Raw genomic sequence first — 24,402 nt, forward strand, 5'->3', positions numbered from 1 at the left:
TTATGGCGATTGAAGTAAAAAATGAATATATGAGCAAAGAGAGAGTGCTGGTTGTTGCGCCAGGAAGAGGGTGTTACAACAAGGATGAGTTGGGGTATTTACAGACCTATCATCAGGATAAAGTGGCGCTGATAAAAAGTATTGATGCCTATCGAGAAGCTTTAGGTCAAGAAAGTATTCAGCAATTAGACGCTGCTAATCAATACTCTTTTAAGCGACACACTGCAGGTGAGAATGCGTCAGCCTTAATCTATGCGTGTGCCATGGCTGACTTTATGGATATTGACACCGAAAAATATGACATTGTCGCTGTAACAGGTAATTCTATGGGCTGGTATATTGCGTTAGCTTGTGCTGGCGTACTAGATTCTGATGCAGCCATTGATGTGATTAATACCATGGGCTCAATGATGCAGACTGGATTAATTGGTGGTCAGCTAATTTACCCAGAAATGGACCAAGCGTGGCGGCGAGATAACAGGCTAACGGCAATCATTGATGATGCGATCACATTGGTGGCATCTGAATCGGATTGTGAGATTTACACATCGATTTTTCTGGGTGGGTACCGAGTATTAGCAGGCAATGAAGCAGGCCTAAAACGCCTCGAAGAGATATTGCCAAACATCGATGAACGCTACCCAATGCGTTTGTATAATCACGGTGCATTTCATTCGCCAATGTTAGCGCATATTGCTGAGAATGGACTCAATGATCTACCTAACACTCTATTCACTTCACCTTCAGTTCCTCTAATTGATGGTGAAGGCGGCATATGGACACCACACAGTACCGACACTGATAAGCTCAGAAATTATACTTTGGGATCGCAGGTGACGCAAAGCTATCATTTTACTAAGGCGTTACAAGTGGCAGTAAAAGAGTTTGCCCCTGATAAGATAATTGTATTAGGTCCAGGAAATACCTTAGGTGGACCCGTTGCTCAGTCATTGATTGATATTGATTGGTTTGGTTGGGGAAATAAAGCGGATTTTTTGCAGACACAAGAAACATCGCCTAAATTGCTAGCGATGGGGAACATTGAGCAACGTAGCAAGGTACTAAAATAGTGGTATGTGATAATATTTCACGAGCTACTTCTCGATTTAAGATCCGCTTCAAGAGGGTTTAATAGCTAAAATATCACAATGTAATTGATCTATAATCTGCTCACTTGTGTGGCCTTTTAATTTACTCAACCAATTATGGTGTTCACTGGCACCTATGATGACCATAGTGGCTTGATATTGGTCGGCAACAGCTGGAATGATGTGATCTGCGAGTCCTTCCTCCAAATGTAATTGGCTATTTTCTAAATGATAGTCTTGAGCTGAATCGACTAGATTTAACCAGTGCTGGGTTTTGATTTTTTGACGATGTGAGCGGCTTTTAGGTGGCTTGACAGCCAGACTTAAATTGTCATCTTGGAAGCAATTAACAAGATGGATTTTATGGCTCAAAATGTTAGCTAATATTTTAGTTTCATCGAGTAATTTTTTGTTAAACGCGAGGTGTTTTTTACTACGATCATTGGTTTCGATTGCGGTGAGAAGATGACCGTTTTTTCTCCATGGTTTATCACCGACTAACATCACAGATATGTGTTTTTGTCTCAGTAAACGCCATTCATTAGCTAAGAAAAACTCATGAAAAATAGGGTGGTGATTTTTGTAATTAGCAACAACCATATCGTATTGATTATACTTAAGTTCGGTGAGTATTTCTGCTGGTGCTGAATGGCTGGAAGCGTGTTTAATTTCGACCTCTAAACCTAAAGAACAATATTGCTTAATTAAATTTTCATTCTCAATTTCAAGGCGTCCATCGATTGGAGAATATGTCCCTTTAGTCAAGCTGAACTTGGGTGGTTTTAGCTTAATTAATGTTAGTTTTGCCTGTGTTTTAGTGGCTAATAATAAGGCTTTACTTAACGCGTATTGTGCGCAAAGGTGTGGTGAAAATACGGCTAAGATGTGTTGATGTGAAATCATCGACGGGGTACCTAAAGTTTGTCTTTTGTTTGATCAACTTTAGACGACCGACGAGTAAAGGGATCGATTCAATAAGATTGATTTAAACTAATCTTATTGCTTAAATGCATAGTGAGATTTAGACCCGTGAGCGAAGAGGACTCATTGATATTGAGTTATGGATAAAGTAGGTAATAGCATTTTATTTTTACCATTATTAGCCATTATTAGCCATTATTGTTTAGTTTCTGGCGGATAAAATCGATAGCACTCTGGTCTAAAATAAGCTTAGAAAGGTAACTGGTACCTGCTGGATGTTTAATCAAAATGCCTCTGTCGGTTATGCTTGAGCTTTGAATATCCTCCCAACATATTTGACTATTGATATACAGTGATTTACTGGTTATTCCTTGATCATTAATGCTGATTTCAACGTCATTATTGGCAGATTGGCTAATCATTTGACGCCATAACCACCAAGCTTTTTTAAACCTTACACTTAAGGCTTCTACTGCGCTCAATCCCACAATAAACAGTGATGCGTAAGCATTAATTCCAGTGAATAGCAGGCACGCACCTATTAGAAACAAAATGAGTGCCTTGTAGTAGGCTCGAATACTTCGCTCTACAGTGACAGATTCTTCAAAGCACTCTATAAAGTATTCTTTGTTTAATATATATGATTTGGTGTAACTAAATGATGTCTTCATGGGTACGAGTGCTGTGAGATAGTAGGGATAGTTTACTCTGCGAAGCGTGCAAATCAAATATTGTCTTTGTTATGTCTCGCCATCTACACTTAAATGATGGTTATTATTTGCGTGAGGAAATGTCATGTCGTTTATTCCCAAGGGCTACACTTATGACCAATCCACAGAGGTATATACGAAAGAGAGTGTGCCAAAGATGTTGTTAGAGCGGCATTATACTAAAAAGGGGGTGTACGGACAGATCCATGTACTAAGTGGCACGCTTAAATATTTTGGTTATAAGGGGTCATCACTGGATGCAGACAAAGAGGTACTCGTAAAAGCTCATGAAACAGCAATGGCACACCCTAATTACTTTCATCGACTCGAGCCTGCTAGCGACGATCTTAAATTTGAAATCCATTTTTTTTGCTTATCCAACCGAAATCAAAACAAGTATTCTAAATAGTTTACAAGAAATAAAGCCAAAATGAATCTATTTAGTGAGAAATAATACAGACCAACTCTTCGGTTAACAAAACTTAACATGACATTGACAGTAACTGTGGGTAAAGTGGCTTGTGCTTGTATTTATCATAATGATTCAGCGAGATACCTAAAGTGGGTGATCAAGGAAAGCGAGTTAACAAGCATTGTTCACATGTCATCAAACATGGGAGTTAAAAGAGGAGAAAGTATGTTGATTGGAAACATAGCAGAACTGTTTTTCTGGTTTTTTTGGGAGCTTTTACTCTCATATACCCTTTACATCACCGGCGCTTTGGTGCTCAGAGTGATTACCTTCGGACAAGTTAGCAAACCGCTTTATTTTCCTTCTGTTTTTAGTAATGAGAAACGATTAGCAAAAAATGATTTTTTTTCAGTGTATATCACCGGATTTTTTTTCTATCTAATCTTACTGGCGTTCCTTATTGGGCTAGGATAAGCGCTGGCATAAGTGTCCATTTTAAAGTGCGAAAGTAATGGCTAGTCTCGGCAGCAAGTCAAGAACGTTGAGGTAGCCATATAGCTGATTAAATAAATGGAGTTGCTCATATTTAGTTCGTTTTATGATCTAATTATAACGGTTTCGCTGTGCTGGAATGTCACTTAAGTACTGCACAAATTCCACTTCATAACCGTTTGGGTCAAGGTAATAGACATTTTGTCTGAAGTCATCGATAGCGCCATCCTTATCCACAGTAAAACCCATTTCGGCTAGACGTGCGATGACGCCATTGATATCAGAGGTGACAAAAGCAAAATGGGCCAGCCCGACTTGATGCCCGCTTAAATCTCGGTTGTCACCGACACCATCATCGTTAAAAGTGAGATATTGATAATCATCGCCAAAATGAACCCAATTTCTCTCTTTACCATGCCAATTGGCTTCTCCTCCCCCTCTAATATGCCAATGTGGAAAGGCAGCTTGGTAAAACTTCAATGCGCTTGGAATATCGCTAACGACTAAGTTTAAGTGCTCCAGATGTATCATAAATTATCCCTTATTTGTTTTTGTGAAGTGCAATTTAGGTGAGTTCTACTTTCCATGGGGGATTTAACCGATTTTCACCCGCCCAATACAGTTTAATTTTATTGCCTGAAGGATCGCGTAGTACAGCTTCTCGCCATAGATAACTTTGCATTGTCGGCATTTGGTCAAAATGAATACCTTTGGCGATTAATTGTTCGACAAGTTGATCTAGCTGTTGATGTTCAAAATAAATAACACTGTTGTTTTGTTTTTCAATTGGCTGCAAACTGAGTGAAAAGCTGGCATGGCCATCAGGACACTCAAATCTGGCATAGTGTGGGCTATCCACTATTTGAATAAAGCCCATTAAGCGATAAAAATCAGCGGTTTTTTGTATATTGTTAACGGTGAGTGTGACTTGATTCATGTTCATTTTTATTCCTCACATTGATTTAAAAGGCAATGACATTTAAGTCAATGTTGCCTTGAATTTAAAGCCTGAATCATTCTAAATTGACTAATGATGCGGTGTGCTAAGTATTTGATATTACATACCATGAAGGTACTCTTGTTGTTTTGGGTAGGGGACCGATTGATGCCTTTCACGAATGCCGCCTAATGCCTCACCGTATTGATAAAGCATATGTAAACTGTACTGAATGCGATCTTTAAGATCGGATTCTCTTGAGTGCGCACTAGAGTTAGTGGTTAGCTCTCCGTCATTCTGTTTGTTCAGTACTTCTGTGACGTTACGTATGATCAGGTGATCGGGGAGGGCAACTAATTTATTGTTTTTAAGTGCGTTCATTCTTAGCTCTGCAATGGGGTAAGCGCCACTTATGCCACTAACAACAGAAATCAGTAATGCAGGTTTATGAGCAGTCTCTTGGTTATCACACATGAGGAGAAAGTTCTTTAACAGCGGCGATGCCATGCCACCCCATTCAGGTGTGATTAAGATTAGGGCATCTGCTTGTTTCACCTTTTGGCTTATCAAGGGCCACGGATTGTCTTTGCCTAGCTTACTTTCAGGCTCACCATCCCAGAAGGGCAAGTTATGACGGCAGAGTTCGATATGACTTACCTCAGAGAAATCTGTTGCCGCCTGAGTTAAGTAGTGTGCGACCTTGGCACTTTGAGAGTGAGTTCTTTGGCTGCCGCTAACGATAAGTAAATCCATTTAGTAAACCTTTTTATTTATTTAATATTTAGTAATGTAATTGCTTTACTAAATAAAGTAAAGCTCAAACCATAAATAAAGTAAATAAAAAAGTTTACTTAATAGCAGGATCGGTAATAATAGGGCACCAGAGTCATTTACATCATGTTTTCTTCTCGGGTAACAAAAGATAAATAGCACCATAGCCAGCAAAGCCAGAGGGGAGGCGTCATGAAAACCAGTGACAGAATTATTCAATTACTTAAAACCCAAGGCCCACAAACAGCGAAAGTACTAGCCAGCGAGTTGTCATTGACAACCATGGGCGTACGCCAGCATATGCAAGCCCTTGAGGATGACGGCGATGTGAGTTTTGAAGATATCAAGGCTAGCCGTGGTCGCCCAACTCGAGTGTGGTCTCTTACTCTCAAAAGTAATAGTCACTTCGGTGATCGTCATGAAGAGCTTTCGGTGCAACTGATAGATTCAGTCATCACCGTCTTTGGTGATTCAGGTCTTGAAAAGTTGATTGCCCATAGAGAAGAAGCATCACTGGCTCAGTATCAATTGCGACTGCAAAACGAAATATCACTTGAAGGGAAAGTGAATGCGCTGGCTGAATTAAGGGAGGCTGAAGGCTATATGGCGACAGTGCAAATAGAAAAGGATCACTATTGGCTATTGGAGAATCATTGCCCAATTTGTGCAGCAGCAAGTCAGTGTTTGAACTTCTGCCGCTCTGAGCTGAACTTGTTTCAGACCTTGTTACAAGAAATGGCAACAGTTAGCCGAGAAGAGCACATTATTCAGGGGGCGCGTCGCTGTGCTTACAAAATTATCCCCATTGCAGGATAGATAACATGGAGTCCAAACGTGCCCGCTTAGACCGATTTATCAGTCAACGGCTGCAAATTAACCGCAAACATGTCCGCTTAATGCTGGCTAAAGGTCAGGTTAGCGTTGATGGTGAGTTTGCGCGTGACATTGATATGATCGTGGATGAATTTTCTCATATTTGTGTCAACGACAAATTAATACAAGCAAACCAAGCTCGTTATCTTATGCTGCATAAACCTGTGGGAGTGGTCAGTGCCACAGTTGATGATAAGCACAAAACAGTGATCGATCTGCTAGAACAGAATGATAAAGCAAGTTTACATATCGTGGGCAGGTTAGATCTCAATACATCTGGATTAGTGCTGTTAACCAATGATGGTCGTTGGTCGAAAAAACGGATGGATCCTGAGTATAAGGTGGGCAAGGTCTACCAGGTTAAGCTGCAAAATCCACTGACCTCTGAGTATATTGCCGCTTTTGCACAAGGGATGTATTTTGAGTTTGAAAACATCACCACCTTGCCAGCTGAGCTTGACATTATCGATAGTCACACGGCGTTAGTGACCCTTTATGAGGGACGCTATCATCAAATTAAGCGGATGTTTGGCCGTTTCAGAAATCCGGTTATCGGCCTACATCGACTCTCTGTGGGGCAAATAGTATTAGATAAGGCATTAGCCGTTGGTGAAAGTCGTGAGTTAACATCCGATGAAATTAAGTGCTAAACAATCCATACTAATTTATGCCTATTTGAAATAAAAACAGAGAGTCATATCTGTTTTTATTTCAGTTATAGGGTAATTATTGGTTAGGCATTTCTTAATGTGAGTAACCATTTACCGTAGATAAATATGCCTACTGCTGAGATGGTGCCAATGGCAGCAATAATATACCAAGCCATGCCGATATTATGGGTGTTGTACAATAAGGTCGTCAGTGCCTGAGCTGATTCGCCAGTATAGCTTACCAAGGTGGTAAAGGCTTCGCCCTGAGGGATGGCGCTGATGTCATTAGCACTCATGCCACGCTCTTGGAGAAGTTCGAGCGAGAAAATCTCTTTTGATGCATACATCTCGTAAAGTTTAGGCGCAAAATACCCTTCTAACGTCCAGCCTATGCCTTGAGGTAACATCACAAAGCCTAAATACATGGCCTTTTTACCCTCAGGGGCGATATTGCCCATAAATTCGTTTTTCTTTGGGCTTATCATCATCTCACCAAAAGAAAATAGCGCGATGGCCAGCACCATGATCCACGCGGCGTTAGTGGCACCAATGAGCACAAAGGCTAAAATACTGAGCAGACAGCCGCCTAACATGGCTGAGGTTATTCGGTATTTTGCCGTTAATGCCGCCACTAAAAAACAACTGGTCATGATCATACCGGCATTGAGATTAATCATGCCCTCAGGCATGACTTTAGTACCAGCGTTATCTAACCCTAACCAGAATTGGAAAAAACTATTGGTTGTGCCTTCAGGGCCAAACAGTGAGCTGACGATAACGCTGGTATCAACCCATTCGGCAACGTGGATAGGCAGGACATCAAACAGCGCGTTGTATAAAAACCAAAAACCGGCAAAGACTAACATGTAGTAAATGACTAAAGGTTTTTTAAGCTCATGCAGGGCATCTTTCCACAGCGCTTGCTGGTGGAGTTCACCGGATTTTATCTTACGCTTACGCTCTAAACGTGCCTCTTTTCCCGGTTCTTTATAAGCCAGCAGAAAGAGAAAGTTAAGTGAGATGATCGCGGCGCAGGCATAAAAAACATTATCCCAAGATAATTGGCGCATATGTACGGCAACCAGTGGGCCAAGGAAACCACCAATATTGACCACTTGGTAAAAAATGCCCCACGCCATAGAGGTATTTTGTCTGCCAGTGGCGAGCACTAAGGTGCCTTGAATACCGGGTTTAAATATGCCAGTGCCGCCTGCGAGCAAAATAGCCCCGAATAAAAAACCATAAAAGTTAGGAAAAAATGCCATCACCAAATAGCCACAAATTTTGATAATAGTCGAGGCGAAAATGGTCTCTTTGTAGCCGACTCTATCGGATATCCCCCCGGTAAATACAGGGATAAAAGTTTGCATGAAGGCCCAAATCGCGATGATGACACCATAATCGCTCAGGCTTATGCCTAATCCTCCTTCGGATACCGGCGCTTTGGCATACAAGCCCGCGCTGGCTTTAACGCCGTAGTAGGCCATGCGCTCAACCAGCTCCATGCCGCCCACTATCCAGAAAATATAACTTAAGCTGGCAATGGAGGCCCACATGCCTAACTGTTTCACTTCTCGCAGATCGTTATCTGCGTAAGTATCCTTGGAATCGCTCATAGCTTTCCTTCAATTATTATAATTATGTAGTGTTAATCTCTTGATTAATAAAGTCAAATTGGTTAATTTAGGTGGGCAATCGCTACACCAATTGACATAACCACAGTCACTTTACCTAATTGAATGTGGAAATACCAAATGATTAGCTAAAAATTATCTTGAGCCAGTAATAAGTACTGCAAGGGAAAATAATAGTGATAGATTTTTGTGGGTATCTATCTCACTAAAGGAGCAGTAACTTATGGGGACTCAATTAACGATACGTCTACTGACAGAGCAAGACTTACCGAAATTCTTTGATTATTTAATCGAGCAACTGGCTGAGAGTGGCCAGGGTGAGGTACCTTTATTTCAACCTTTATCCCGTGATAATCCCGAAGTGACAGTAGAGATGAAGCGCCGTTTTTCACAAGGGATAGCGACTGATTTTGGCCAAACTGGTTGGAGAAAAATATGGGGCGCATTAGATCAAGATGAGCATTTACTCGGTCATATTGATTTACGCGGCCATGGAGAGGCTCATACTGAGCACAGGGCGTTATTGGGGATGGGAGTTCATACCCGTGCTAGACGAACCGGTTTAGGTAAGCGATTTATTCAAGTGGCTCAAGCATGGGCTATGCAAGAAGCTGCGCTTGTTTGGATTGATCTCTGGGTGCTATCAAACAACAAACCAGCGATTGGTCTTTATGAAGCAACTGGATTTAATAAGCTGGGTGAAATAGAAGACATGTTCAGGATTGACGCTGAGTCACACTCTTTTACGCGCATGGCTAAAAACCTTAGGGCTTAATTTAGCTAATAAAAAAGGCAGTCAATGACTGCCTTTTTAGTTGCGTTTTGAGCTTAGCTTTTTGCCTGTATCACGTAAAACTTTTTACCTACAGTTAAGCTTCTAGCTTAGCTAGCTCATTTTTCTGCTCAGTGAGCTTGTCCATATCGCGCTGATATTCGGCTTGCTTAGCGCGCTCTTTGTCAATCACGGCAGCAGGCGCTTTAGCCACAAAGCCTTGATTAGACAATTTACCTTCGATACGGGCAAATTCATTGGCCGCTTTTTCAAGTAACTTGTCGATACGGGCCACTTCTTTAGCCACATCGATAAGGCCTGCCATTGGGATCAATAGCTCCATATCGCCAATCAATTGTGTGGTCGACATCGGGGCCACATCGTCCTGTGACATAATGGTGATCGTCTCAAGTTTGGCCAATGTAGTGAAGAAGGTTTGGTTTGCTTCAAGACGTGCACGGTCTTGCTCGCTCACACCGCGTAGCAAGGCATTAAGCGGCTTAGAGGGGGCGATGTTAAGCTCGGCGCGAATGTTACGTACCGCAACAATGACTTGCTTAACCCATTCAAGATCTTCCATTGCCTGTGTATCCACACTATCAGCTTGATATTGTGGGAAACTTGCCAGCATTAAGCTATCGCCACTGACGCCAGCCAGTGGTTTAACCCGCAGCCAGATAGTCTCTGTCAGGTAAGGCATCATAGGGTGCATTAAGCGCTGCATCTTCTCAAGTACCGTCACTAAGGTGTGACGAGTACCGCGAAGCTGGGCTTCAGTGCCGCTTTGCATCACAGGTTTGGTCAGCTCTAAGTACCAATCACAGAACTGGTTCCAAGTGAATTCATAAATGGTATTGGCCGCTAAATCGAAACGGTAGTTTTCCATGTGTTCATCAAAGGCCTTAACCGTTTCATTGAACAAACCGATGATCCAGCGATCGGCAATTGACAGTTCCATTTCTCCGGCTTTGCCGTTAACCAATATTTGACCGCAATCGAGTGGCTCACCCGCTTTATCGCTTTCTTCAGCGTCGTTTTGTGTTTCGGTGTTCATCAGCACGTAACGTGATGCGTTCCAAATCTTGTTACAAAAACTGCGGTAGCCGTCCAGGCGTTTCATGTCCCAGCTAATATCACGGCCGGTTGACGCCATTGAGGCCAGAGTGAAACGCAGTGCATCAGTACCATGAGCTTCAATGCCTTCACTGAATTCTTTACGGGTACTTTTCTCAATTTTTGCGGCAAGCTTTGGCTGCATCATGTTGCCGGTACGCTTGGTCACTAAAGACTCAAGACTAATACCATCAATCATGTCTAATGGATCGAGTACGTTGCCTTTAGACTTAGACATTTTATTACCGACTTCATCACGGATAAGACCGGTGACATACACGGTTTTAAAGGGCACTTGGGGTTTGCCGTTTTCATCTTTGATGAAATGCATGGTCATCATGATCATGCGAGCAACCCAGAAGAAGATGATATCAAAGCCGGTGACCAACACATCTGTTGGGTGAAAGGTTTTAAAGTCAGCGGTGTCTTTTGGCCAACCTAGTGTCGAAAAAGTCCACAACGCAGAGCTAAACCAAGTATCAAGCACATCGTTATCCTGGCGTAAAATAACGCTACTTTCTAGGCTGTGTTTAGCGCGCACCTCAGCCTCATCACGGCCGACATAGACTTTACCCGCTTCGTCATACCAAGCTGGAATACGATGTCCCCACCACAGTTGACGTGAGATACACCAGTCTTGAATGTCACGCATCCAAGAGTTGTACATATTTTCGTACTGCTGAGGGACAAACTTGATATCACCGTTATCAACCGCTTCCATGGCCGTTTTTGCCATCGGCGCCACTGAGACATACCATTGATCGGTTAAAAGAGGCTCAATCACCACCCCTGAGCGGTCGCCATGAGGCACTTTCAATCCGTGTGGGTCAATTTTTCCCAGCAGACCAAGGGTGTCTAGTTCTGCAATAATCGCCGTTCGAGCTTTGAAGCGATCGAGGCCTGCATAACGTTCAGGTATCGAGTTATCTAAATCTGTGTTACTGGTGCCGTCAGTGTTAACCACTTCAGCTGACGAACGTATCGCTGCATCGAAGGTCAAAATATTGTACATCGGTAATGCATGGCGTTTACCGACTTCATAATCGTTAAAGTCATGGGCTGGGGTTATTTTTACACAACCTGTGCCGAACGCCATGTCGACATAATCGTCGGCAACGATGGGAATAAGGCGGTTAACGATGGGCAGTATAATAAACTGACCGATTAACGATGCATAACGCTCGTCATCCGGATGCACAGCAACGGCACTGTCACCTAACATGGTTTCAGGACGAGTGGTGGCAATTTCTAGGTAATCTTTACCGTCGGCGGTTAATGCGCCATTAGCGAGCGGGTAGCGAAAATGCCACATACTGCCTTGTTTCTCTTTGCTCTCAACTTCGAGATCGGATATCGCCGTGTGCAGAGCAGGATCCCAGTTCACTAAGCGCTTGCCGCGGTAGATAAGATCGTCTTCGTATAAGCGAACAAACACCTCTTGTACCGCTTCAGACATGCCATCGTCCATGGTGAAACGTTCGCGATCCCAATCTACAGAGGCGCCAAGGCGGCGCAGCTGTTTGGTGATGGTGCCACCAGATTCATTTTTCCAATCCCAAATACGGTCGATAAATCCTTCACGGCCAAGATCGTGGCGTGTTTTGCCTTCTTCGGCAGCGACTTTGCGCTCAACCAACATTTGAGTCGCAATACCCGCATGATCGGTACCGACCTGCCATAGGGTGTTTTTGCCCTTCATGCGCTGATAACGCGTTAAGGTATCCATAATGGTATCTTGAAAAGCATGGCCCATGTGCAGACTGCCGGTCACATTCGGTGGCGGGATCATAATGCAATAGTTGCCTTTAGACTCATCGCCATGTGGCTTGAAATAACCTTGCTCTTCCCAGTTGGCATAAAGGGATTGTTCAATAGATTGCGGGTTGTATGTTTTTTCCATGGAGGACGCTTCTCAACACTAAATTTAGGGGTTATTGACTTGCATCTTGGGTCTGTAATACCACACCCAAACTTCGATATTGGCGGTAGCGTTCGCGGGCGATCGCTTTTTGTCCAGCATCATTGGCAACGAAATCGATAATTTGACCAAAGTTTACCGCAAAAGAGGGCACTTGGTCTGCAAGATTAATCAGAAGATGACGATTTTTATTTGGGCCTAGGTTATCAAAGCCTATTTCCACCGGCGCACCCGTGCTTGGCCCTTCACCTTTTAGATTGTGTGGCACAAAAGATTGCGGCTCAAATTTCCATAAAAGCTCATCTACATCATAGGCTTGTGCTTTATCTTGGCTATGAATATACACCAGTTGCTGCGCGATAAAAGCCTGCTGAGCAAGTTCACAGGCAAATTGGTGCACGTGTTCAATGGACTCTGCGGGGCTACAGGCTTTTGCTGGCATCACGTAAAACAGGGCGTTGGGCATTATTTCGCTCTATATTGGGCTGAGTTTGGATTAAATGAAACTTTCATTATAGGAAGAATTTTACACTAGATGCCGCGAGTGTTCAGCCATTATTTGGTAGCTGTTGAATTGGTATTTCTATCGAGGTTTATTTGGTACGTTCACCTTGGTTGTTTTTTCATTGCTTGCAGGTAAGGTGGGAGTTACTTGTCTGATAACAATATTTAGTCACTTGTCGGATAACAAGTGTTAAATATCTTTTTAGTTGGGTTCATTGGGCGAATTTGGTGTTTGACTGGTTTGCTGATAGCCAAAGTTTCATTGGTGTTTATTGCTTGCAGCAGGTCAATACCTCCCTTGTCGGATAACAAGTTTTAAATATCTTTTTTATTGGGTTCATTGGGCAGGTTTGGTGTTTGGTCGGCTTGCTGATGAACCAAAGTTTCAAATTTAATTAATCACCTGCCGTGGGCCTATGTGCAGATACTTCTGCGAGACGCTGTAAAGCCATCCATGGCCGCTTTACGGTTTCATCCTTGAAACCGAAACTCGCAGCCGTATCTACACTTTTGTCAAAAGCAAAGAAGTGTATTTCTTCGATTTGGGTTTATCTGGCCGTAACACGGTTTTGGACAAAGGTCAGTTAGCGCTTAAGCTCTGAAAGCAACGATTACCATTAGGAAACTTATGGAAATTGAAAATTAGTCAACGTCGTCAACTGCCGGAGGTCAGATTGCACGACCTTAGTTAGCCATTTATCTCTTCTAACTGGACAACGACACCAGAATGCTCAGGTTTATCCCAATAAATTCCAGCTCCAGTATTGAAATCCTTTTTATTAAGTACCATATCTTCTGATTGAGACTCATACAAAATGAACCTGTAACTTTGAATTAAGTTTACTTCTGGTGTATCTGTTTCGATTGAAATACTTAGCTTATATTCACCTGGCTTCCATATAAACTTCGAATCAAAAATTTCATTGAATGGTAAAACATAGCTGTCTTCAGCAAAGCACATTACTTCATTGCCTTTAGCTTTCTTTAATTCGAATATTCTTTCTTTTAACTTTTTCTCAGAATCACGATAACTCTTTTCTTCTTCTCTACCGAAAAAATTTAATACATTGACCAAGTTTGACCATTCTTCATCAGGGGCAAGAGAAAAGCTTGTTAATAATACGTTTGAATTATTTGAAGGGTCTGGAACATAATTTTGCCCCAATAAGTTAGCGACTTCATTTTTTTCCCTCTCTATAATTGCGCGAATATTCTTAATTCTCACTTTTCGACCACCAACATTTCTAAGAATAAGGTGGATTTGAAGGTGAGGATTCCCGATTTTGTGTGTTAAACATACTCTAGAATAGAGCTCTAACTCTATTTTTGCTTTCTTAAACCATATGGCTATTGGGGGACACTGCGACAAAACTAGGGCAATCAGAGCAACTAAAAATGACCAAAATTTCCAATCATCTAACATGAATTACTTCCTTCACTTGAATACTTTCCCATGGCTCACAACTTATTGAATAGCTGCTCGATAATATTCCGATTCCAATTACAATTTAGTAGCAATTAATACGCTCTAACTGACTGTTTATTAGCAATAAAATCATATAATTTAAGATTAGCTCGCTCAATATCAAGTCCATAAAATTGAACGCCTTGATGTAGAGGTATCTACAACCTGTTCATAGACAGGATCTTAAGCCCAACATAATAAAAAGATAGAAAAAAGGCTTCATTTGTGATCAAATCATTTCGCCAAAAACAACATCAATCACTCAGAAGCCGATGTCTATTATTTCAGTAAAAGAGCAAATAACCAAGTTTTTCACACCTTCTATTTTAATTGAGCAAGCAAAGAATGCTAAATATGGACAGGCATAGTTAATGGCGAGCAAAGAATGCTAAATATTGCTAAATATGGACAGGCATAGTTAATGGCGGTGAAACGTTCGCGATCCCAATCCACAGACGCCCCAAGTCGGCGCAGCTGCTTAGTGATGGGGCGTTGTTGCCTAAACATATAATCATCCGAAATTGGGGTGTAAACAGCATAAAATCTCGAAAAAATGAATGCTGAAAACAACTGAACGCATGAAACATGCATGCCTTCGTTGCTCCGAACAAAAATATGGACAGGCATAGTTAATAACAAAAATATGAACAAAAATATGGACAGGCATAGTTAATGGCGAGAATTTTGCTATCCGACTAATATTTAGTTACTGGTAGTAGATAGGATCCAGTTATGCCTCGTCCCAGAAGTACTCAAATCAGTCTTGAAGACACATTATATTACCATTGCTGTAGTAGAACAGTTCGGCGCGCTTTTATAGCGGGAGTTGATGATTATTCAGGTAAGTCTTATGAGCATCGGCGAGGGTGGATAGAAGCGCAGATACTTAATCTGGCAGATATCTTCGCTATAGATGTTGCAGCCTATGCGGTGATGAGTAACCACTTACATGTGGTGCTGCGAATTGATATTGAATCGGCTAATAGCTGGAGTGATAGAGAGGTTGTAGAGCGATGGCATCATTGTTTTAATGGGTCTGAATTGAGCCAAATTTTTGTTAAGGGTGAGGTGATAGAAGAGCATCAAGTCGCTAAGTTAAGACACCTAGTGGCGACTTATCGCTCACGATTGTGTGATATTAGCTGGTTTATGAGGTGTCTTAATGAGCCTATCGCGAGAAAAGCGAATCAAGAGGATAATTGTACAGGGCATTTCTGGGAAGGTAGATTTAAGAGCCAAGCGTTACTCGATGAAGCGGCAGTGTTGGCCTGTATGGCCTATGTAGAACTCAATCCTATCCGCGCAGAAATGGCTGATACGCCGGAGCAGTCAGACCACACGAGTATTCAGCTTAGAATAAAGTCAGCTTTAAGTGGCAATCAGCCTGACGAGCTACTGCCATTTATTGGTAATGAGCGGCTTCATGAGTCCAAAGGAATAAACTTTGTACTGAAGGACTACCTAGAGTTGGTTGATGAAACAGGCAGAATGATGCGTAATGACAAGCGAGGTAGTATTTCAATCAATTCAGCAAAGATACTGAGCAGGTTGAATATTTCAACAGATAATGGGATTAAACTGACTTCTGATTTTGGTAAGCTTTTTCATGGTCCAGTAGGGACATTACAAGAACTGACGAGTTATTGTGAACATTTAGAGAAACGGCGGCGGCATTTTTCTCAGTGTTGTCAGTATTTTTAAATAGGCTAATAGCTTCATTCACTTCAGTTAATTCGCTCATTTTAAATGAGTCAGTTAACATTGTCTGAATTTCATTATTTCCTCTTTTAAATAATAAATCCAACCAGATTACACACGTTGATATGTATAAATTGGCTGGTTGGATTTTATCAGTAGGAGGCTGATTGAACACTCGTTTTATATTCGATATGTTGTTGATTTTTTAGTGGGTGGCTTGATTTTTATGTTCAACGGGAGACCAGCTAGAAGTCAGTTCGCTTTCACGCCAGATACAAACCTGTATCCGCATCATTACAATGCGGCATTCGCTTTTTCTAGCCTTTTTTATCTGCATTACTATCGGTAGCCTTCGCAGGCCACTTTCCCAAAGGGTGCAATACAGGCTTACCCTGTTCTCCGTATGTCGCGTAACGTCAGGTTAGATGCCGATATAGTGCGGGGAGTTATTTCGGCTACTTGATGAGCTGTTTTTTATTCAGCCATAAATAGACCATAAAGCCAATAAAACCACCAATAGATATAGGCTTACCACTACCAAAGACTAATATTAATAACCAATAACCTTGTGCAGGTCCTAAAGATCCTCTATTTAATACATCAAATAACATCATTAAAGCGCTAATCGAAATGTTTATAAACTTTGGTTCAATCTATTCCTCGCTTTCATTTTAATGGCTTTTCGTTGTACTCTGGGATGCAATCAACAAGATTCTAAGCATTAAAGCGAGGAATTAAGATAACTACAATGATAATAATCGACGAGGTTTGAATGGAAGGAATCACTGAGTTTGTCAGTATGATCAATGGCTTTGTATGGGGAGTTCCCATGTTGGTCATGATTTTAGGTGTAGGCTTGTTTCTCTCGGTGGGTTTGAAGCTGATGCCTATTTTAAAATTAGGGACAGGATTTAAATTACTTTGGTCTGGTCGGATCCCAGATAAAGATAAGAGTATGAAAGGGGATATTAGCCCTTTTAATGCATTAATGACTTCGTTATCGGCGACCATAGGTACGGGGAATATTGCGGGTGTTGCGACCGCTATTTTTATTGGTGGTCCAGGGGCACTCTTTTGGATGTGGTGTACCGCACTCGTTGGGATGGCCACTAAGTTTGCTGAGGCTGTATTGGCCGTTAAATACCGTGAAGTTGATGCAAATGGTAACCATGTAGGTGGCCCTATGTATTACATTAAAAATGGTTTAGGCGCTAAATGGGCGTGGTTAGGCACAGCATTTGCTTTGTTTGGTTCATTTGCAGGCTTTGGGATTGGTAATACGGTTCAGTCAAATTCAGTGGCGGATGCACTAAGCAGTAACTTCGGTGTACCGACTTGGGTAACGGGTTTAGTGCTTATGGTATTGGTTGGCGCTGTGCTGGTCGGAGGGATTAAGCGTATCGCTGATGTGGCGGGTAAATTGGTTCCCTTGATGACCTTATTTTATATTGCCGCAGGTTTGGCGGTATTAGTGGTTAATGCTGCTGCTATTCCTGACGCGATTGTGCTTATTGTCCACAGTGCTTTTAATCCCATTGCAGCTCAAGGTGGTTTTGCTGGTGCTGCAGTGTGGGCAGCAATTCGTTTTGGTGTTGCTCGTGGTGTATTCTCAAATGAAGCAGGACTGGGTAGTGCGCCAATTGCTCATGCTGCAGCGCAAACCAATAACCCTGTCGCTCAAGGATTAGTGGCGATGCTGGGGACTTTCATCGACACACTCATCGTTTGTACTATCACAGGTTTGGCGATTATTGTTTCTGGAGCATGGACGTCAGGTGAAAACGGGGCTGCGTTAACGTCTCTGGCATTTTCAACGGCCTTGCCTATGGGTAACTATATTGTGGCCATCGCGCTGTCTGTGTTTGCTTTTACGACGATTTTGGGCTGGAGTGTTTACAGTGAGAAGTGCATACAGTATTTATTTGGTGTGAAAGCGGTGAAGCCGTTTAGGTTACTATGGATTTTGGTTGTGCCATTAGGGGCGATTAGTTCACTGGATTTCATCTGGTTACTGGCCGATACCCTCAATGCAATGATGGCGATCCCTAACTTGATAGCATTGGCTTTATTGAGTCCTGTGGTATTTACCCTAACTCGTGAATACTTTGCTAAAAAAAGTGAAAATGAAGCTAAAATCAATGGCTAGTCATTTTTCGTGATTTATAACAAAAAAAGCGCTGAGAGGCGCTTTTTTTTATTCAGTGACAAAAGCATAAAAGTAAGTTAATCGAGCCGTTTATTAAAACGTAAAGATGCAATGATGATCCCGATGACAGTAAATCCTATTAACCATAAGGTATCAAAGGGCATGTCAGTCAGTTCACCCCCTCTGAGTACCACAGCACGTATGATCCGCATAAAGTGAGTCGCAGGTAATATTTCAGCTATCCACTGTGCGGGTTTAGGCATGGCCTCGAAGGGAAACATGAATCCTGATAGTAAGATGGTGGGAAGTATAATAAAGATGGTCATCTGCATGGCTTGTAGTTGAGTACGGGCTATGGTTGAAATGATAAGACCTAAGGTTAAGCTGGCGGCGATAAAAAGTAAGGTACCAATAAGAAGCTGTGTAATATCACCATTAATAGGAACATCGAATATCAAATGCCCTAAGCTCAGAATAATCACCATCTGAATTAAGCCCACGATAATATAGGGGAGAATTTTGCCTAGCATCAATTCTAATGGCTTGATTGGGGTAGTGATGAGTAGCTCTAAGTTGCCCTTTTCTCGTTCGCGGACGATGGCGGCTGAGGTGAACAAGATCATGGTCATGGTTAAGATAACTGCAATGAGTCCAGGGACAATATTGACGGCAGATCTTTGTTCTGGATTATAAAAGAGGGCGACTTCGAAGTTAGATGGCTTTTGTGTATTGATACCCGTTATTTCATCTAATGGCATATTGCGCAGTTGCTTCATAGCCCCGGCTATCATGGTATCTGAGCCATCAACGATCCATTGGCCTAATATCTCACCGTTGGCCAGTTTCTCGGTGAGATTGGGGGGTAAAATAAGTGCGGCTCTTATTTCACCTCGCGTGATCGCTGCGATCGCTGCGGTGCTTGTTGTATAATAAGATTCTACTGAGACGACCTGAGTCACTTTTATGGCTTCGACAATCCACCTTCCTACTGCAGAATCACTTTGATCGACAATGGCAACAGGCACGTTGCGCACATCAGTATTAATGGCATAGCCAAATAAAAGTAGTTGTATTAGTGGGATCATGACGACCATGCCAAAAGTAATACGATCCCGTTTTAATTGCCGGATCTCTTTGACTGTAATGGCTTTAATGCGTCGTAGGCTGTTTAGTATCAACACGTTAAACTCCCCTAGGTTGTGCTAGTGTTGAGGTTTGTTGTCCTGTGACGGTGACAAACACATCTTCTAGGTTAGGTGGCGTTAGCCTTATCTGTGCATCCTTAAGCTCAGGCAGTGTTTGTCTTAGCCATATATCGGGCTCTGTTATCTTGTTATCAATCAATACTCGTAGACGGGCTCCCAGCTGTGCAGCAGATTTGATCTCATTAAAAGCGATAAGGCTATTTTTAAGTTGTCTTAAGTTGGAGTGAGTGACTTCAAGGACATTAGCGCCCATTTGTTGCATTAGCTCTTTGGGACTACCATCGGCGCGAATAAAGCCTTGCTCCATAATTGCCAGTCCATGGCAGCGCTCAGCTTCATCCATATAATGGGTGGTAACTAAGATGCTGGTGCCTGATTCTGATAGATCGAAAAGTTGCTCCCAAAAATCACGTCTATTTTGCGGATCCACCGCAGAGGTGGGTTCATCGAGAAACAGGAGCTCAGGATCATTAAGGCAAGCACAGGCCAGAGAAAGCCGCTGTTTTTGACCGCCGCTTAAGGTACCAGCAAACTGTCGCTGTTGTTTAAGTAGGTTATAAGTACTAAGTAATTGTGCTATCTTTCTTCGGCTGTCATTGATGCTGAGGCAGTATATTTGGGCAATGAATTCGAGGTTTTCTTTAACGGTAAGATCGTCATAGAGAGAAAATTTCTGTGTCATATAGCCGATGCGTAATCGCAGTGTCTCAGCCTCCTTAGGAATAGACATACCTAATACATTAATGGTACCAGCACTGGGAGTGAGTAAGCCGGTTAACATACGAATACTGGTGGACTTGCCACAGCCATTAGGGCCAAGAAAGCCATAAATGTGACCTTTAGGGACTTGTAAATTTAAGTCGGATACCGCCGCCAGCAGCCCAAATTTTTTGCTGAGTCCCTTGGCATCGATGGCTAACTCATTTTTTGGGTCCATTTTACTCATAAGGGCAAATCCACTTGTGAAGGGATCCCCGTTGGTAATGTATCAGCATCACTGCCCAAATCGATTTCAGCAAGGAACACAAGACGAGATCTATCCTGCTGATTTAAAGCGTAGTATGGGGTAAATGCAGGTTCTTTACTGAGTCGGCGTAAAGTACCAGTAAAAACGGTCTCGATACCGTCGATTCGGACTTTCATTTGCTGACCTATGGTGAGTTTAGCCATATAGGGTTCGGGAATGTAGACTCTAGCATAAGGGGCGTTATCGGCTTGAATAGCGACAATAACAGCACCGGCAGGAACCCTTTCTCCAAGGTTAAAAGGTAAGCTGTCGAGCCGCCCGCTTCGTGTGGCAATGACACTTAACTCATCTAAAGTCTGTTGCTCCAAAGATAAGTTCGCGATACTGGCATCCATTGCGGCTTTGGCTTGATTGATATCTTCGACACGTACGCCGGCAATAAGCTTTGCGAGATTTTCTTTGGCGACATTCAGTTCAGCCTGAGCTTTATCTTTATTGGCTTTGGCTGTGTCTTGAGTTGCTTGACTAGTGAGATTTTTTTTGAGTAGGCTTGAACTACGTTGATAACTTTGCTTTGCTTCGATTAAGGCTGCTTGAGTGCGGGCGACATTAGCTTGTGCACTGGCGATATCTTCGGGTCTTTCACCGTTGGTTAGCCTTAGTAAGTAGTATTGAGCCTTGCTCACTTCAGCCTGAGCGATGGCGACTTTTGTTCGTTGTTTGCGAGGATCAAATTGCACTAATAATTGCCCTTTTACCACTTTATTGCCTTCTTTTTGAGGCAGGGCAATGATGATCTCGCTGGCGGTGGCTCTAAGCAGTACCCGATCACGCTCTAAGGTTCCCAGTGCTTGATGTGTCACTTCATCTTGACAACCGCTTAAGCCCATGATGAAAAAAATGAATAATAACGGTTTCATCTCTTGATCCTTGATCCTGATGTATTGCCATAGTTATGACAGATCCTGTTGAACAATTATATAGATTTCCTCACTCTTATTATGTGATGGCTCGTTTTTCTGCTGGTGTGTACCCGCTCCAGAGTTTATAGGCGCGAAAAAATACGCTCGTGTCGCTATAGCTTAGTGTTAATGCTATTTCACCTGCAGATAAATCTATTTGTATGTTAATGGGCAATATTTACTATGCGGCGCTGGGCCATTATCATCCTTTACCTATCTCAACTCTGGATGATATATTGAGCAAAGTAGCTCGTCTCATTTTGATGATATCTCTTTGTACTCGATATGATAGGCACTAACCGTTATTGTAATGAGATGTTGTGATTGTGCTGTCGATATTGAGCTTGGTCGAGTATTAATCCGGATAAAAAATGGACAAGGTTTGAGCCGATATTTAGCCTGAGCTACCAGTTACCCAGCCGACAAATGGAGAGCCAGTGCCTGTGATGACAGCTCAAGAAAATAACTTAGATGGCAGTCTAAATGAGCAGATTGCTGAAACTAAGACGGAGACGGATTGGATTTTAACGATCGACAATGGTACCCAAAGTGTCCGAGCCTTGATTTTCGATCTGAATGGTCAATTGATTGCTAAATCACAGATAAAGCTTATCCCTTATGAATCACCTGAATCTGGTTGGTGTGAGCAAAGCGGCGACTATTACTGGAAAAATGTGTGTGATGCCTGTCAAGGACTTTGGCAACAAGGAATAGATAAACAGCGGATTAAAGGAATGTCAGTGACCACACAGCGTGGCACCATGTTGCCTTTAGATAAGTTTGGAAAGCCCTTATATCCAGCAATTCTTTGGTTAGATCAACGTAAAGCTGAACCGTTGCCGCGTTTGGGCGGGATCTGGGATCCCTTATTTAATCTGCTGGGCTTGAGTGAAACCATAGCGAACTTTCGACGTCGTGCACAGCCAAACTGGCTCTATATTGAAAGACGGGATCTGTGGGATCAAACATATAAGTTTGCTTTTTTATCTGGTTTTTTTCATCACAGGTTAACTGGTGAGTGGGCGGACTCGACAGGATCTCAGGTGGGATATTTACCCTTCGATTATAAGAATCATAGATGGGCATCGAAGTGGGATTGGAAATGGCGAGCACTGAATGTAAGACCTGATCAATTGCTGAATTTAGTTAAGCCTGGAGATAAAATAGGTGAAATAACCCCAAAGGCGAGTGTAGAGACTGGGATCCCTCAAGGATTACGGGTGATCGCAGCAGCGGCAGATAAAGCCTGTGAAGTACTGGGCTCTGGCGGCCAAAGTGCCGATGTGGGATGTTTAAGTTTTGGTACCACGGCCACGATTAACGTCACCATGAAACGTTATACCGAAGCGGTACGTTTTCTTCCTGCTTATCCATCGGCCATCACAGGTGCATTTTGCAGTGAAGTGATGCTTTACCGTGGTTTTTGGATGGTGAGCTGGTTTAAGGAGCAGTTTGCTCATATAGAGCAAGAACAAGCAGAGAAATTGGATGTTGAAACGGAAGCTTTGTTTGATGAATTGGTCAATAGTGTGCCAGCAGGATCGATGGGATTGATGTTGCAACCTTATTGGGGAGCCGGAGTGAAGCAACCTGGACCTGAGGCTAAAGGGGCTGTGATAGGTTTTGGTGATCTGCATACTCGGGCACATTTGTATCGTGCGATCCTCGAAGGATTAGCATTTGGCCTTAAAGAGGGGCTGGAAGCGATAGAGAAAAAAGGCGGTGTTAAGGTCAGGGAATTAAGAGTGTCTGGTGGTGGTGCGCAAAGTGATGCTGCGATGCAGATAGCAGCGGATATTTTTGGTTTGCCTACGGTTAGGGCCCACACTATAGAAACATCCGGACTTGGTGCCGCTATTGTCACAGCCGTTGGTTTAGGTTTCCACTCCGATTTTGAGGCTGGTATTAAGGCCATGGTGCAACAAGGTAAACATTTTAATCCTAATCGAGATCACCACCTCATGTATCAAAGGCTTTATCGGGAGGTGTATCTTAATATCTATCAAAAGCTACAGCCATTATATAGCAAAATAAGGGACATTACGGGTTACCCAGAATAATATATTTAAGTCATTTCTTAGTGATAAAAGTTGAGTTTTTTTAGGCACATTAATATTAATAGGTAACGCTGTTGATATCAAAGACTTTAGAAATTACCAGTTTACTTTAAACACATAATATCATTACACTAACCAATAAACCTGAAGACATTAACATTTTGACGATGTATAATACCATTTGACGCTATAAAGCGTAACAACAATGGAATGTAGGGTCGTAATTATGCAATTAAACATAAGTAAAGAAGAAAGCTGCTCATACTTTAATAATGAGCTATGGCGCAGTACCATTAATGACTTTTGTCAAAAAATATTTGAGCAGGATGGGCTTAAAATCCATGGAATATGCCCTTGGGGCTTTGAAGTATTTAACAATACTAATTTTTTAAAAAAAAATATTCGTCGTTATTTTTGTTATTTTGGTTTGGAAAACAATCAAGAAAATATAGATTATATTGAATCGTCAAAAAATTTATCGCTTGATTTTCATCAGTTTGTTAAACATCGCCATCCAGATTGGGGAGATAACATAGTCTGTTTATTATCCAATGAACATGTGACAAAAATTAACCATGATGATTATGAATGCAAAAGTGATGATAAATTATTATCTTTTTTCTTAAAGCCTAGTCAGAATATTCTTAATGATTACTGTAAATACGCTATTTGCAGCTTGGCAGCATTGAAGAATAAGACCGGTGAAGTAAAAGAATACCAAACTAGCATAGTATTCCGCTGGCGAGCATTTCAACTTTACTTAATGGCTGAGACTTTATATGCCCCATATAGCACACCGCTAAATAAAGTCGAGCAGCGTATTTTTAAATCAATTGTGTTCTTTACTGACAATCAGGTTCAACCATTTTATTCGACAAGTGAGAGTGAACATGAAATAACTGAATTCGAAATTTTTTTATTTGATAGTTTCATATTTCCACGAGTTGAAACGATTGCTGAGTCTATCCGCTCTGAAGATAACAGGCTGGTTACCCAGAAATGTTTTCATACAGACAGTGAGCTGTCTATGAATATATCTGAAGATATATACAATAGCGTGTTCAATAAAATATATAACACTTACAATAACTTTTTTATTTAATTAAG

The 24,402-nt window shown here is 42.0% G+C and carries 24 protein-coding genes; 10 read left to right on the forward strand and 14 right to left on the reverse strand.

All coding sequences use genetic code 11. The features are described 5' to 3' along the window. Window positions 1-2: 2 nt before the first annotated feature. Entirely contained in the window at window positions 3-1,070 is a 1,068-nt protein-coding gene (locus HQQ94_RS05040) for an ACP S-malonyltransferase (RefSeq protein ID WP_173293383.1), read from the forward strand. 48 nt (window positions 1,071-1,118) lie between these two features. Here the strand turns inward: HQQ94_RS05040 and HQQ94_RS05045 are convergent, their stop codons facing one another. Both HQQ94_RS05045 and HQQ94_RS05050 read right to left on the reverse strand, forming a co-directional pair. Beyond that, window positions 1,119-1,991: a universal stress protein gene (locus HQQ94_RS05045; protein ID WP_173293384.1), complete on the reverse strand. Its 873-nt coding sequence runs from the start codon at window positions 1,989-1,991 to the stop codon at window positions 1,119-1,121. A gap of 206 nt (window positions 1,992-2,197) precedes the next feature. Beyond that, window positions 2,198-2,680, reverse strand: a complete 483-nt coding sequence (locus tag HQQ94_RS05050; RefSeq protein WP_173293385.1) for a YcxB family protein — start codon at window positions 2,678-2,680, stop codon at window positions 2,198-2,200. A 124-nt stretch (window positions 2,681-2,804) separates the two neighbouring features. Here HQQ94_RS05050 and HQQ94_RS05055 point away from each other — a divergent pair, with 124 nt between their 5' ends. Continuing rightward, window positions 2,805-3,128, forward strand: a complete 324-nt coding sequence (locus HQQ94_RS05055; protein WP_173293386.1) for a DUF1971 domain-containing protein — start codon at window positions 2,805-2,807, stop codon at window positions 3,126-3,128. Window positions 3,129-3,224: 96 nt separating this feature from the next. After that, window positions 3,225-3,605 (forward strand): hypothetical protein, encoded by a 381-nt coding sequence (locus HQQ94_RS05060; protein ID WP_254304004.1) that lies wholly within the window; start codon window positions 3,225-3,227, stop codon window positions 3,603-3,605. Window positions 3,606-3,734: 129 nt separating this feature from the next. Here the strand turns inward: HQQ94_RS05060 and HQQ94_RS05065 are convergent, their stop codons facing one another. The 3 genes from HQQ94_RS05065 to HQQ94_RS05075 all read right to left on the reverse strand — a co-directional run bounded on the left by HQQ94_RS05065 (window position 3,735) and on the right by HQQ94_RS05075 (window position 5,313). Next, window positions 3,735-4,154: a VOC family protein gene (locus HQQ94_RS05065; protein WP_173293387.1), complete on the reverse strand. Its 420-nt coding sequence runs from the start codon at window positions 4,152-4,154 to the stop codon at window positions 3,735-3,737. A gap of 34 nt (window positions 4,155-4,188) precedes the next feature. Next, window positions 4,189-4,566, reverse strand: coding sequence for a VOC family protein (locus HQQ94_RS05070; RefSeq protein ID WP_173293388.1), 378 nt, complete (start codon window positions 4,564-4,566; stop codon window positions 4,189-4,191). A gap of 114 nt (window positions 4,567-4,680) precedes the next feature. Further along, on the reverse strand, window positions 4,681-5,313 hold the full coding sequence (locus HQQ94_RS05075; RefSeq protein WP_173293389.1) for an NAD(P)H-dependent oxidoreductase: 633 nt from the start codon (window positions 5,311-5,313) through the stop codon (window positions 4,681-4,683). A gap of 210 nt (window positions 5,314-5,523) precedes the next feature. On the opposite strand from HQQ94_RS05075, the gene HQQ94_RS05080 reads away from it, so the two are divergent. Together HQQ94_RS05080 and HQQ94_RS05085 are read left to right on the forward strand one after the other, a co-directional pair. Continuing rightward, window positions 5,524-6,147, forward strand: coding sequence for a metalloregulator ArsR/SmtB family transcription factor (locus HQQ94_RS05080; protein ID WP_173293390.1), 624 nt, complete (start codon window positions 5,524-5,526; stop codon window positions 6,145-6,147). A gap of 5 nt (window positions 6,148-6,152) precedes the next feature. Then, entirely contained in the window at window positions 6,153-6,854 is a 702-nt protein-coding gene (locus HQQ94_RS05085; protein WP_173293391.1) for a pseudouridine synthase, read from the forward strand. Between the two features lie 83 nt (window positions 6,855-6,937). Here HQQ94_RS05085 and HQQ94_RS05090 read toward each other — a convergent pair whose 3' ends face one another. Continuing rightward, window positions 6,938-8,470 (reverse strand): MFS transporter, encoded by a 1,533-nt coding sequence (locus HQQ94_RS05090; protein WP_173293392.1) that lies wholly within the window; start codon window positions 8,468-8,470, stop codon window positions 6,938-6,940. 241 nt (window positions 8,471-8,711) lie between these two features. Between HQQ94_RS05090 and HQQ94_RS05095 the strand changes: the two genes are divergently transcribed. Continuing rightward, window positions 8,712-9,263, forward strand: coding sequence for a GNAT family N-acetyltransferase (locus tag HQQ94_RS05095; protein ID WP_173293393.1), 552 nt, complete (start codon window positions 8,712-8,714; stop codon window positions 9,261-9,263). A gap of 94 nt (window positions 9,264-9,357) precedes the next feature. Here the strand turns inward: HQQ94_RS05095 and HQQ94_RS05100 are convergent, their stop codons facing one another. The 4 genes from HQQ94_RS05100 to HQQ94_RS05115 form a co-directional block, all read right to left on the reverse strand. Further along, window positions 9,358-12,273, reverse strand: a complete 2,916-nt coding sequence (locus HQQ94_RS05100) for a valine--tRNA ligase (RefSeq protein ID WP_173293394.1) — start codon at window positions 12,271-12,273, stop codon at window positions 9,358-9,360. A gap of 31 nt (window positions 12,274-12,304) precedes the next feature. Next, entirely contained in the window at window positions 12,305-12,757 is a 453-nt protein-coding gene (locus HQQ94_RS05105) for a DNA polymerase III subunit chi (RefSeq protein ID WP_173293395.1), read from the reverse strand. A 726-nt stretch (window positions 12,758-13,483) separates the two neighbouring features. Then, the gene (locus HQQ94_RS05110) at window positions 13,484-14,218 is read right to left on the reverse strand and encodes a hypothetical protein (protein WP_173293396.1); all 735 of its coding nucleotides are present in this window, start codon (window positions 14,216-14,218) and stop codon (window positions 13,484-13,486) included. A gap of 390 nt (window positions 14,219-14,608) precedes the next feature. Next, entirely contained in the window at window positions 14,609-14,767 is a 159-nt protein-coding gene (locus HQQ94_RS05115; RefSeq protein ID WP_173292456.1) for a hypothetical protein, read from the reverse strand. Between the two features lie 225 nt (window positions 14,768-14,992). Here HQQ94_RS05115 and HQQ94_RS05120 point away from each other — a divergent pair, with 225 nt between their 5' ends. After that, on the forward strand, window positions 14,993-15,961 hold the full coding sequence (locus HQQ94_RS05120; RefSeq protein WP_173293397.1) for a transposase: 969 nt from the start codon (window positions 14,993-14,995) through the stop codon (window positions 15,959-15,961). A 452-nt stretch (window positions 15,962-16,413) separates the two neighbouring features. On the opposite strand, the gene HQQ94_RS05125 is transcribed toward HQQ94_RS05120, so the two are convergent. Continuing rightward, entirely contained in the window at window positions 16,414-16,572 is a 159-nt protein-coding gene (locus HQQ94_RS05125; protein WP_173293398.1) for a hypothetical protein, read from the reverse strand. A gap of 158 nt (window positions 16,573-16,730) precedes the next feature. Here HQQ94_RS05125 and HQQ94_RS05130 point away from each other — a divergent pair, with 158 nt between their 5' ends. Continuing rightward, complete coding sequence (locus HQQ94_RS05130; protein WP_173293399.1) at window positions 16,731-18,104, forward strand: sodium:alanine symporter family protein; 1,374 nt, start codon at window positions 16,731-16,733, stop codon at window positions 18,102-18,104. 77 nt (window positions 18,105-18,181) lie between these two features. Here the strand turns inward: HQQ94_RS05130 and HQQ94_RS05135 are convergent, their stop codons facing one another. From HQQ94_RS05135 to HQQ94_RS05145, 3 genes are read right to left on the reverse strand one after another with little or no spacing between them, the layout of a single operon-like run. Next, a complete protein-coding gene (locus tag HQQ94_RS05135) occupies window positions 18,182-19,282 on the reverse strand; it encodes an ABC transporter permease (RefSeq protein WP_217274125.1) in 1,101 nt (366 codons plus the stop codon). Window positions 19,283-19,286: 4 nt separating this feature from the next. After that, on the reverse strand, window positions 19,287-20,255 hold the full coding sequence (locus HQQ94_RS05140; protein ID WP_217273992.1) for an ABC transporter ATP-binding protein: 969 nt from the start codon (window positions 20,253-20,255) through the stop codon (window positions 19,287-19,289). Continuing rightward, complete coding sequence (locus HQQ94_RS05145) at window positions 20,252-21,196, reverse strand: HlyD family secretion protein (protein ID WP_173293400.1); 945 nt, start codon at window positions 21,194-21,196, stop codon at window positions 20,252-20,254. Before HQQ94_RS05145 ends, HQQ94_RS05140 begins: the two co-directional genes overlap by 4 nt. Window positions 21,197-21,684: 488 nt before the next feature. Between HQQ94_RS05145 and HQQ94_RS05150 the strand changes: the two genes are divergently transcribed. Both HQQ94_RS05150 and HQQ94_RS05155 read left to right on the forward strand, forming a co-directional pair. After that, window positions 21,685-23,298: an FGGY-family carbohydrate kinase gene (locus HQQ94_RS05150; RefSeq protein WP_173296529.1), complete on the forward strand. Its 1,614-nt coding sequence runs from the start codon at window positions 21,685-21,687 to the stop codon at window positions 23,296-23,298. A gap of 223 nt (window positions 23,299-23,521) precedes the next feature. Continuing rightward, complete coding sequence (locus tag HQQ94_RS05155; RefSeq protein ID WP_173293401.1) at window positions 23,522-24,397, forward strand: hypothetical protein; 876 nt, start codon at window positions 23,522-23,524, stop codon at window positions 24,395-24,397. Window positions 24,398-24,402 lie beyond the last annotated feature (5 nt).

The sequence above is a fragment of the Shewanella sp. VB17 genome, assembly GCF_013248905.1.
Taxonomy (GTDB): domain Bacteria; phylum Pseudomonadota; class Gammaproteobacteria; order Enterobacterales; family Shewanellaceae; genus Shewanella.

What these genes read in the sequence shown, in the direction of transcription:
- HQQ94_RS05040 (WP_173293383.1), top strand. Translation starts at nt 3, where the DNA reads ATGGCGATTGAAGTAAAAAATGAATATATGAGCAAAGAGAGAGTGCTG.
- HQQ94_RS05045 (WP_173293384.1), bottom strand. Translation starts at nt 1,991, where the DNA reads ATGATTTCACATCAACACATCTTAGCCGTATTTTCACCACACCTTTGC.
- HQQ94_RS05050 (WP_173293385.1), bottom strand. Translation starts at nt 2,680, where the DNA reads ATGAAGACATCATTTAGTTACACCAAATCATATATATTAAACAAAGAA.
- HQQ94_RS05055 (WP_173293386.1), top strand. Translation starts at nt 2,805, where the DNA reads ATGTCGTTTATTCCCAAGGGCTACACTTATGACCAATCCACAGAGGTA.
- HQQ94_RS05065 (WP_173293387.1), bottom strand. Translation starts at nt 4,154, where the DNA reads ATGATACATCTGGAGCACTTAAACTTAGTCGTTAGCGATATTCCAAGC.
- HQQ94_RS05070 (WP_173293388.1), bottom strand. Translation starts at nt 4,566, where the DNA reads ATGAACATGAATCAAGTCACACTCACCGTTAACAATATACAAAAAACC.
- HQQ94_RS05075 (WP_173293389.1), bottom strand. Translation starts at nt 5,313, where the DNA reads ATGGATTTACTTATCGTTAGCGGCAGCCAAAGAACTCACTCTCAAAGT.
- HQQ94_RS05080 (WP_173293390.1), top strand. Translation starts at nt 5,524, where the DNA reads ATGAAAACCAGTGACAGAATTATTCAATTACTTAAAACCCAAGGCCCA.
- HQQ94_RS05085 (WP_173293391.1), top strand. Translation starts at nt 6,153, where the DNA reads ATGGAGTCCAAACGTGCCCGCTTAGACCGATTTATCAGTCAACGGCTG.
- HQQ94_RS05090 (WP_173293392.1), bottom strand. Translation starts at nt 8,470, where the DNA reads ATGAGCGATTCCAAGGATACTTACGCAGATAACGATCTGCGAGAAGTG.
- HQQ94_RS05095 (WP_173293393.1), top strand. Translation starts at nt 8,712, where the DNA reads ATGGGGACTCAATTAACGATACGTCTACTGACAGAGCAAGACTTACCG.
- HQQ94_RS05100 (WP_173293394.1), bottom strand. Translation starts at nt 12,273, where the DNA reads ATGGAAAAAACATACAACCCGCAATCTATTGAACAATCCCTTTATGCC.
- HQQ94_RS05105 (WP_173293395.1), bottom strand. Translation starts at nt 12,757, where the DNA reads ATGCCCAACGCCCTGTTTTACGTGATGCCAGCAAAAGCCTGTAGCCCC.
- HQQ94_RS05110 (WP_173293396.1), bottom strand. Translation starts at nt 14,218, where the DNA reads ATGTTAGATGATTGGAAATTTTGGTCATTTTTAGTTGCTCTGATTGCC.
- HQQ94_RS05115 (WP_173292456.1), bottom strand. Translation starts at nt 14,767, where the DNA reads ATGTTTAGGCAACAACGCCCCATCACTAAGCAGCTGCGCCGACTTGGG.
- HQQ94_RS05120 (WP_173293397.1), top strand. Translation starts at nt 14,993, where the DNA reads ATGCCTCGTCCCAGAAGTACTCAAATCAGTCTTGAAGACACATTATAT.
- HQQ94_RS05125 (WP_173293398.1), bottom strand. Translation starts at nt 16,572, where the DNA reads ATGATGTTATTTGATGTATTAAATAGAGGATCTTTAGGACCTGCACAA.
- HQQ94_RS05130 (WP_173293399.1), top strand. Translation starts at nt 16,731, where the DNA reads ATGGAAGGAATCACTGAGTTTGTCAGTATGATCAATGGCTTTGTATGG.
- HQQ94_RS05140 (WP_217273992.1), bottom strand. Translation starts at nt 20,255, where the DNA reads ATGAGTAAAATGGACCCAAAAAATGAGTTAGCCATCGATGCCAAGGGA.
- HQQ94_RS05145 (WP_173293400.1), bottom strand. Translation starts at nt 21,196, where the DNA reads ATGAAACCGTTATTATTCATTTTTTTCATCATGGGCTTAAGCGGTTGT.
- HQQ94_RS05150 (WP_173296529.1), top strand. Translation starts at nt 21,685, where the DNA reads ATGACAGCTCAAGAAAATAACTTAGATGGCAGTCTAAATGAGCAGATT.
- HQQ94_RS05155 (WP_173293401.1), top strand. Translation starts at nt 23,522, where the DNA reads ATGCAATTAAACATAAGTAAAGAAGAAAGCTGCTCATACTTTAATAAT.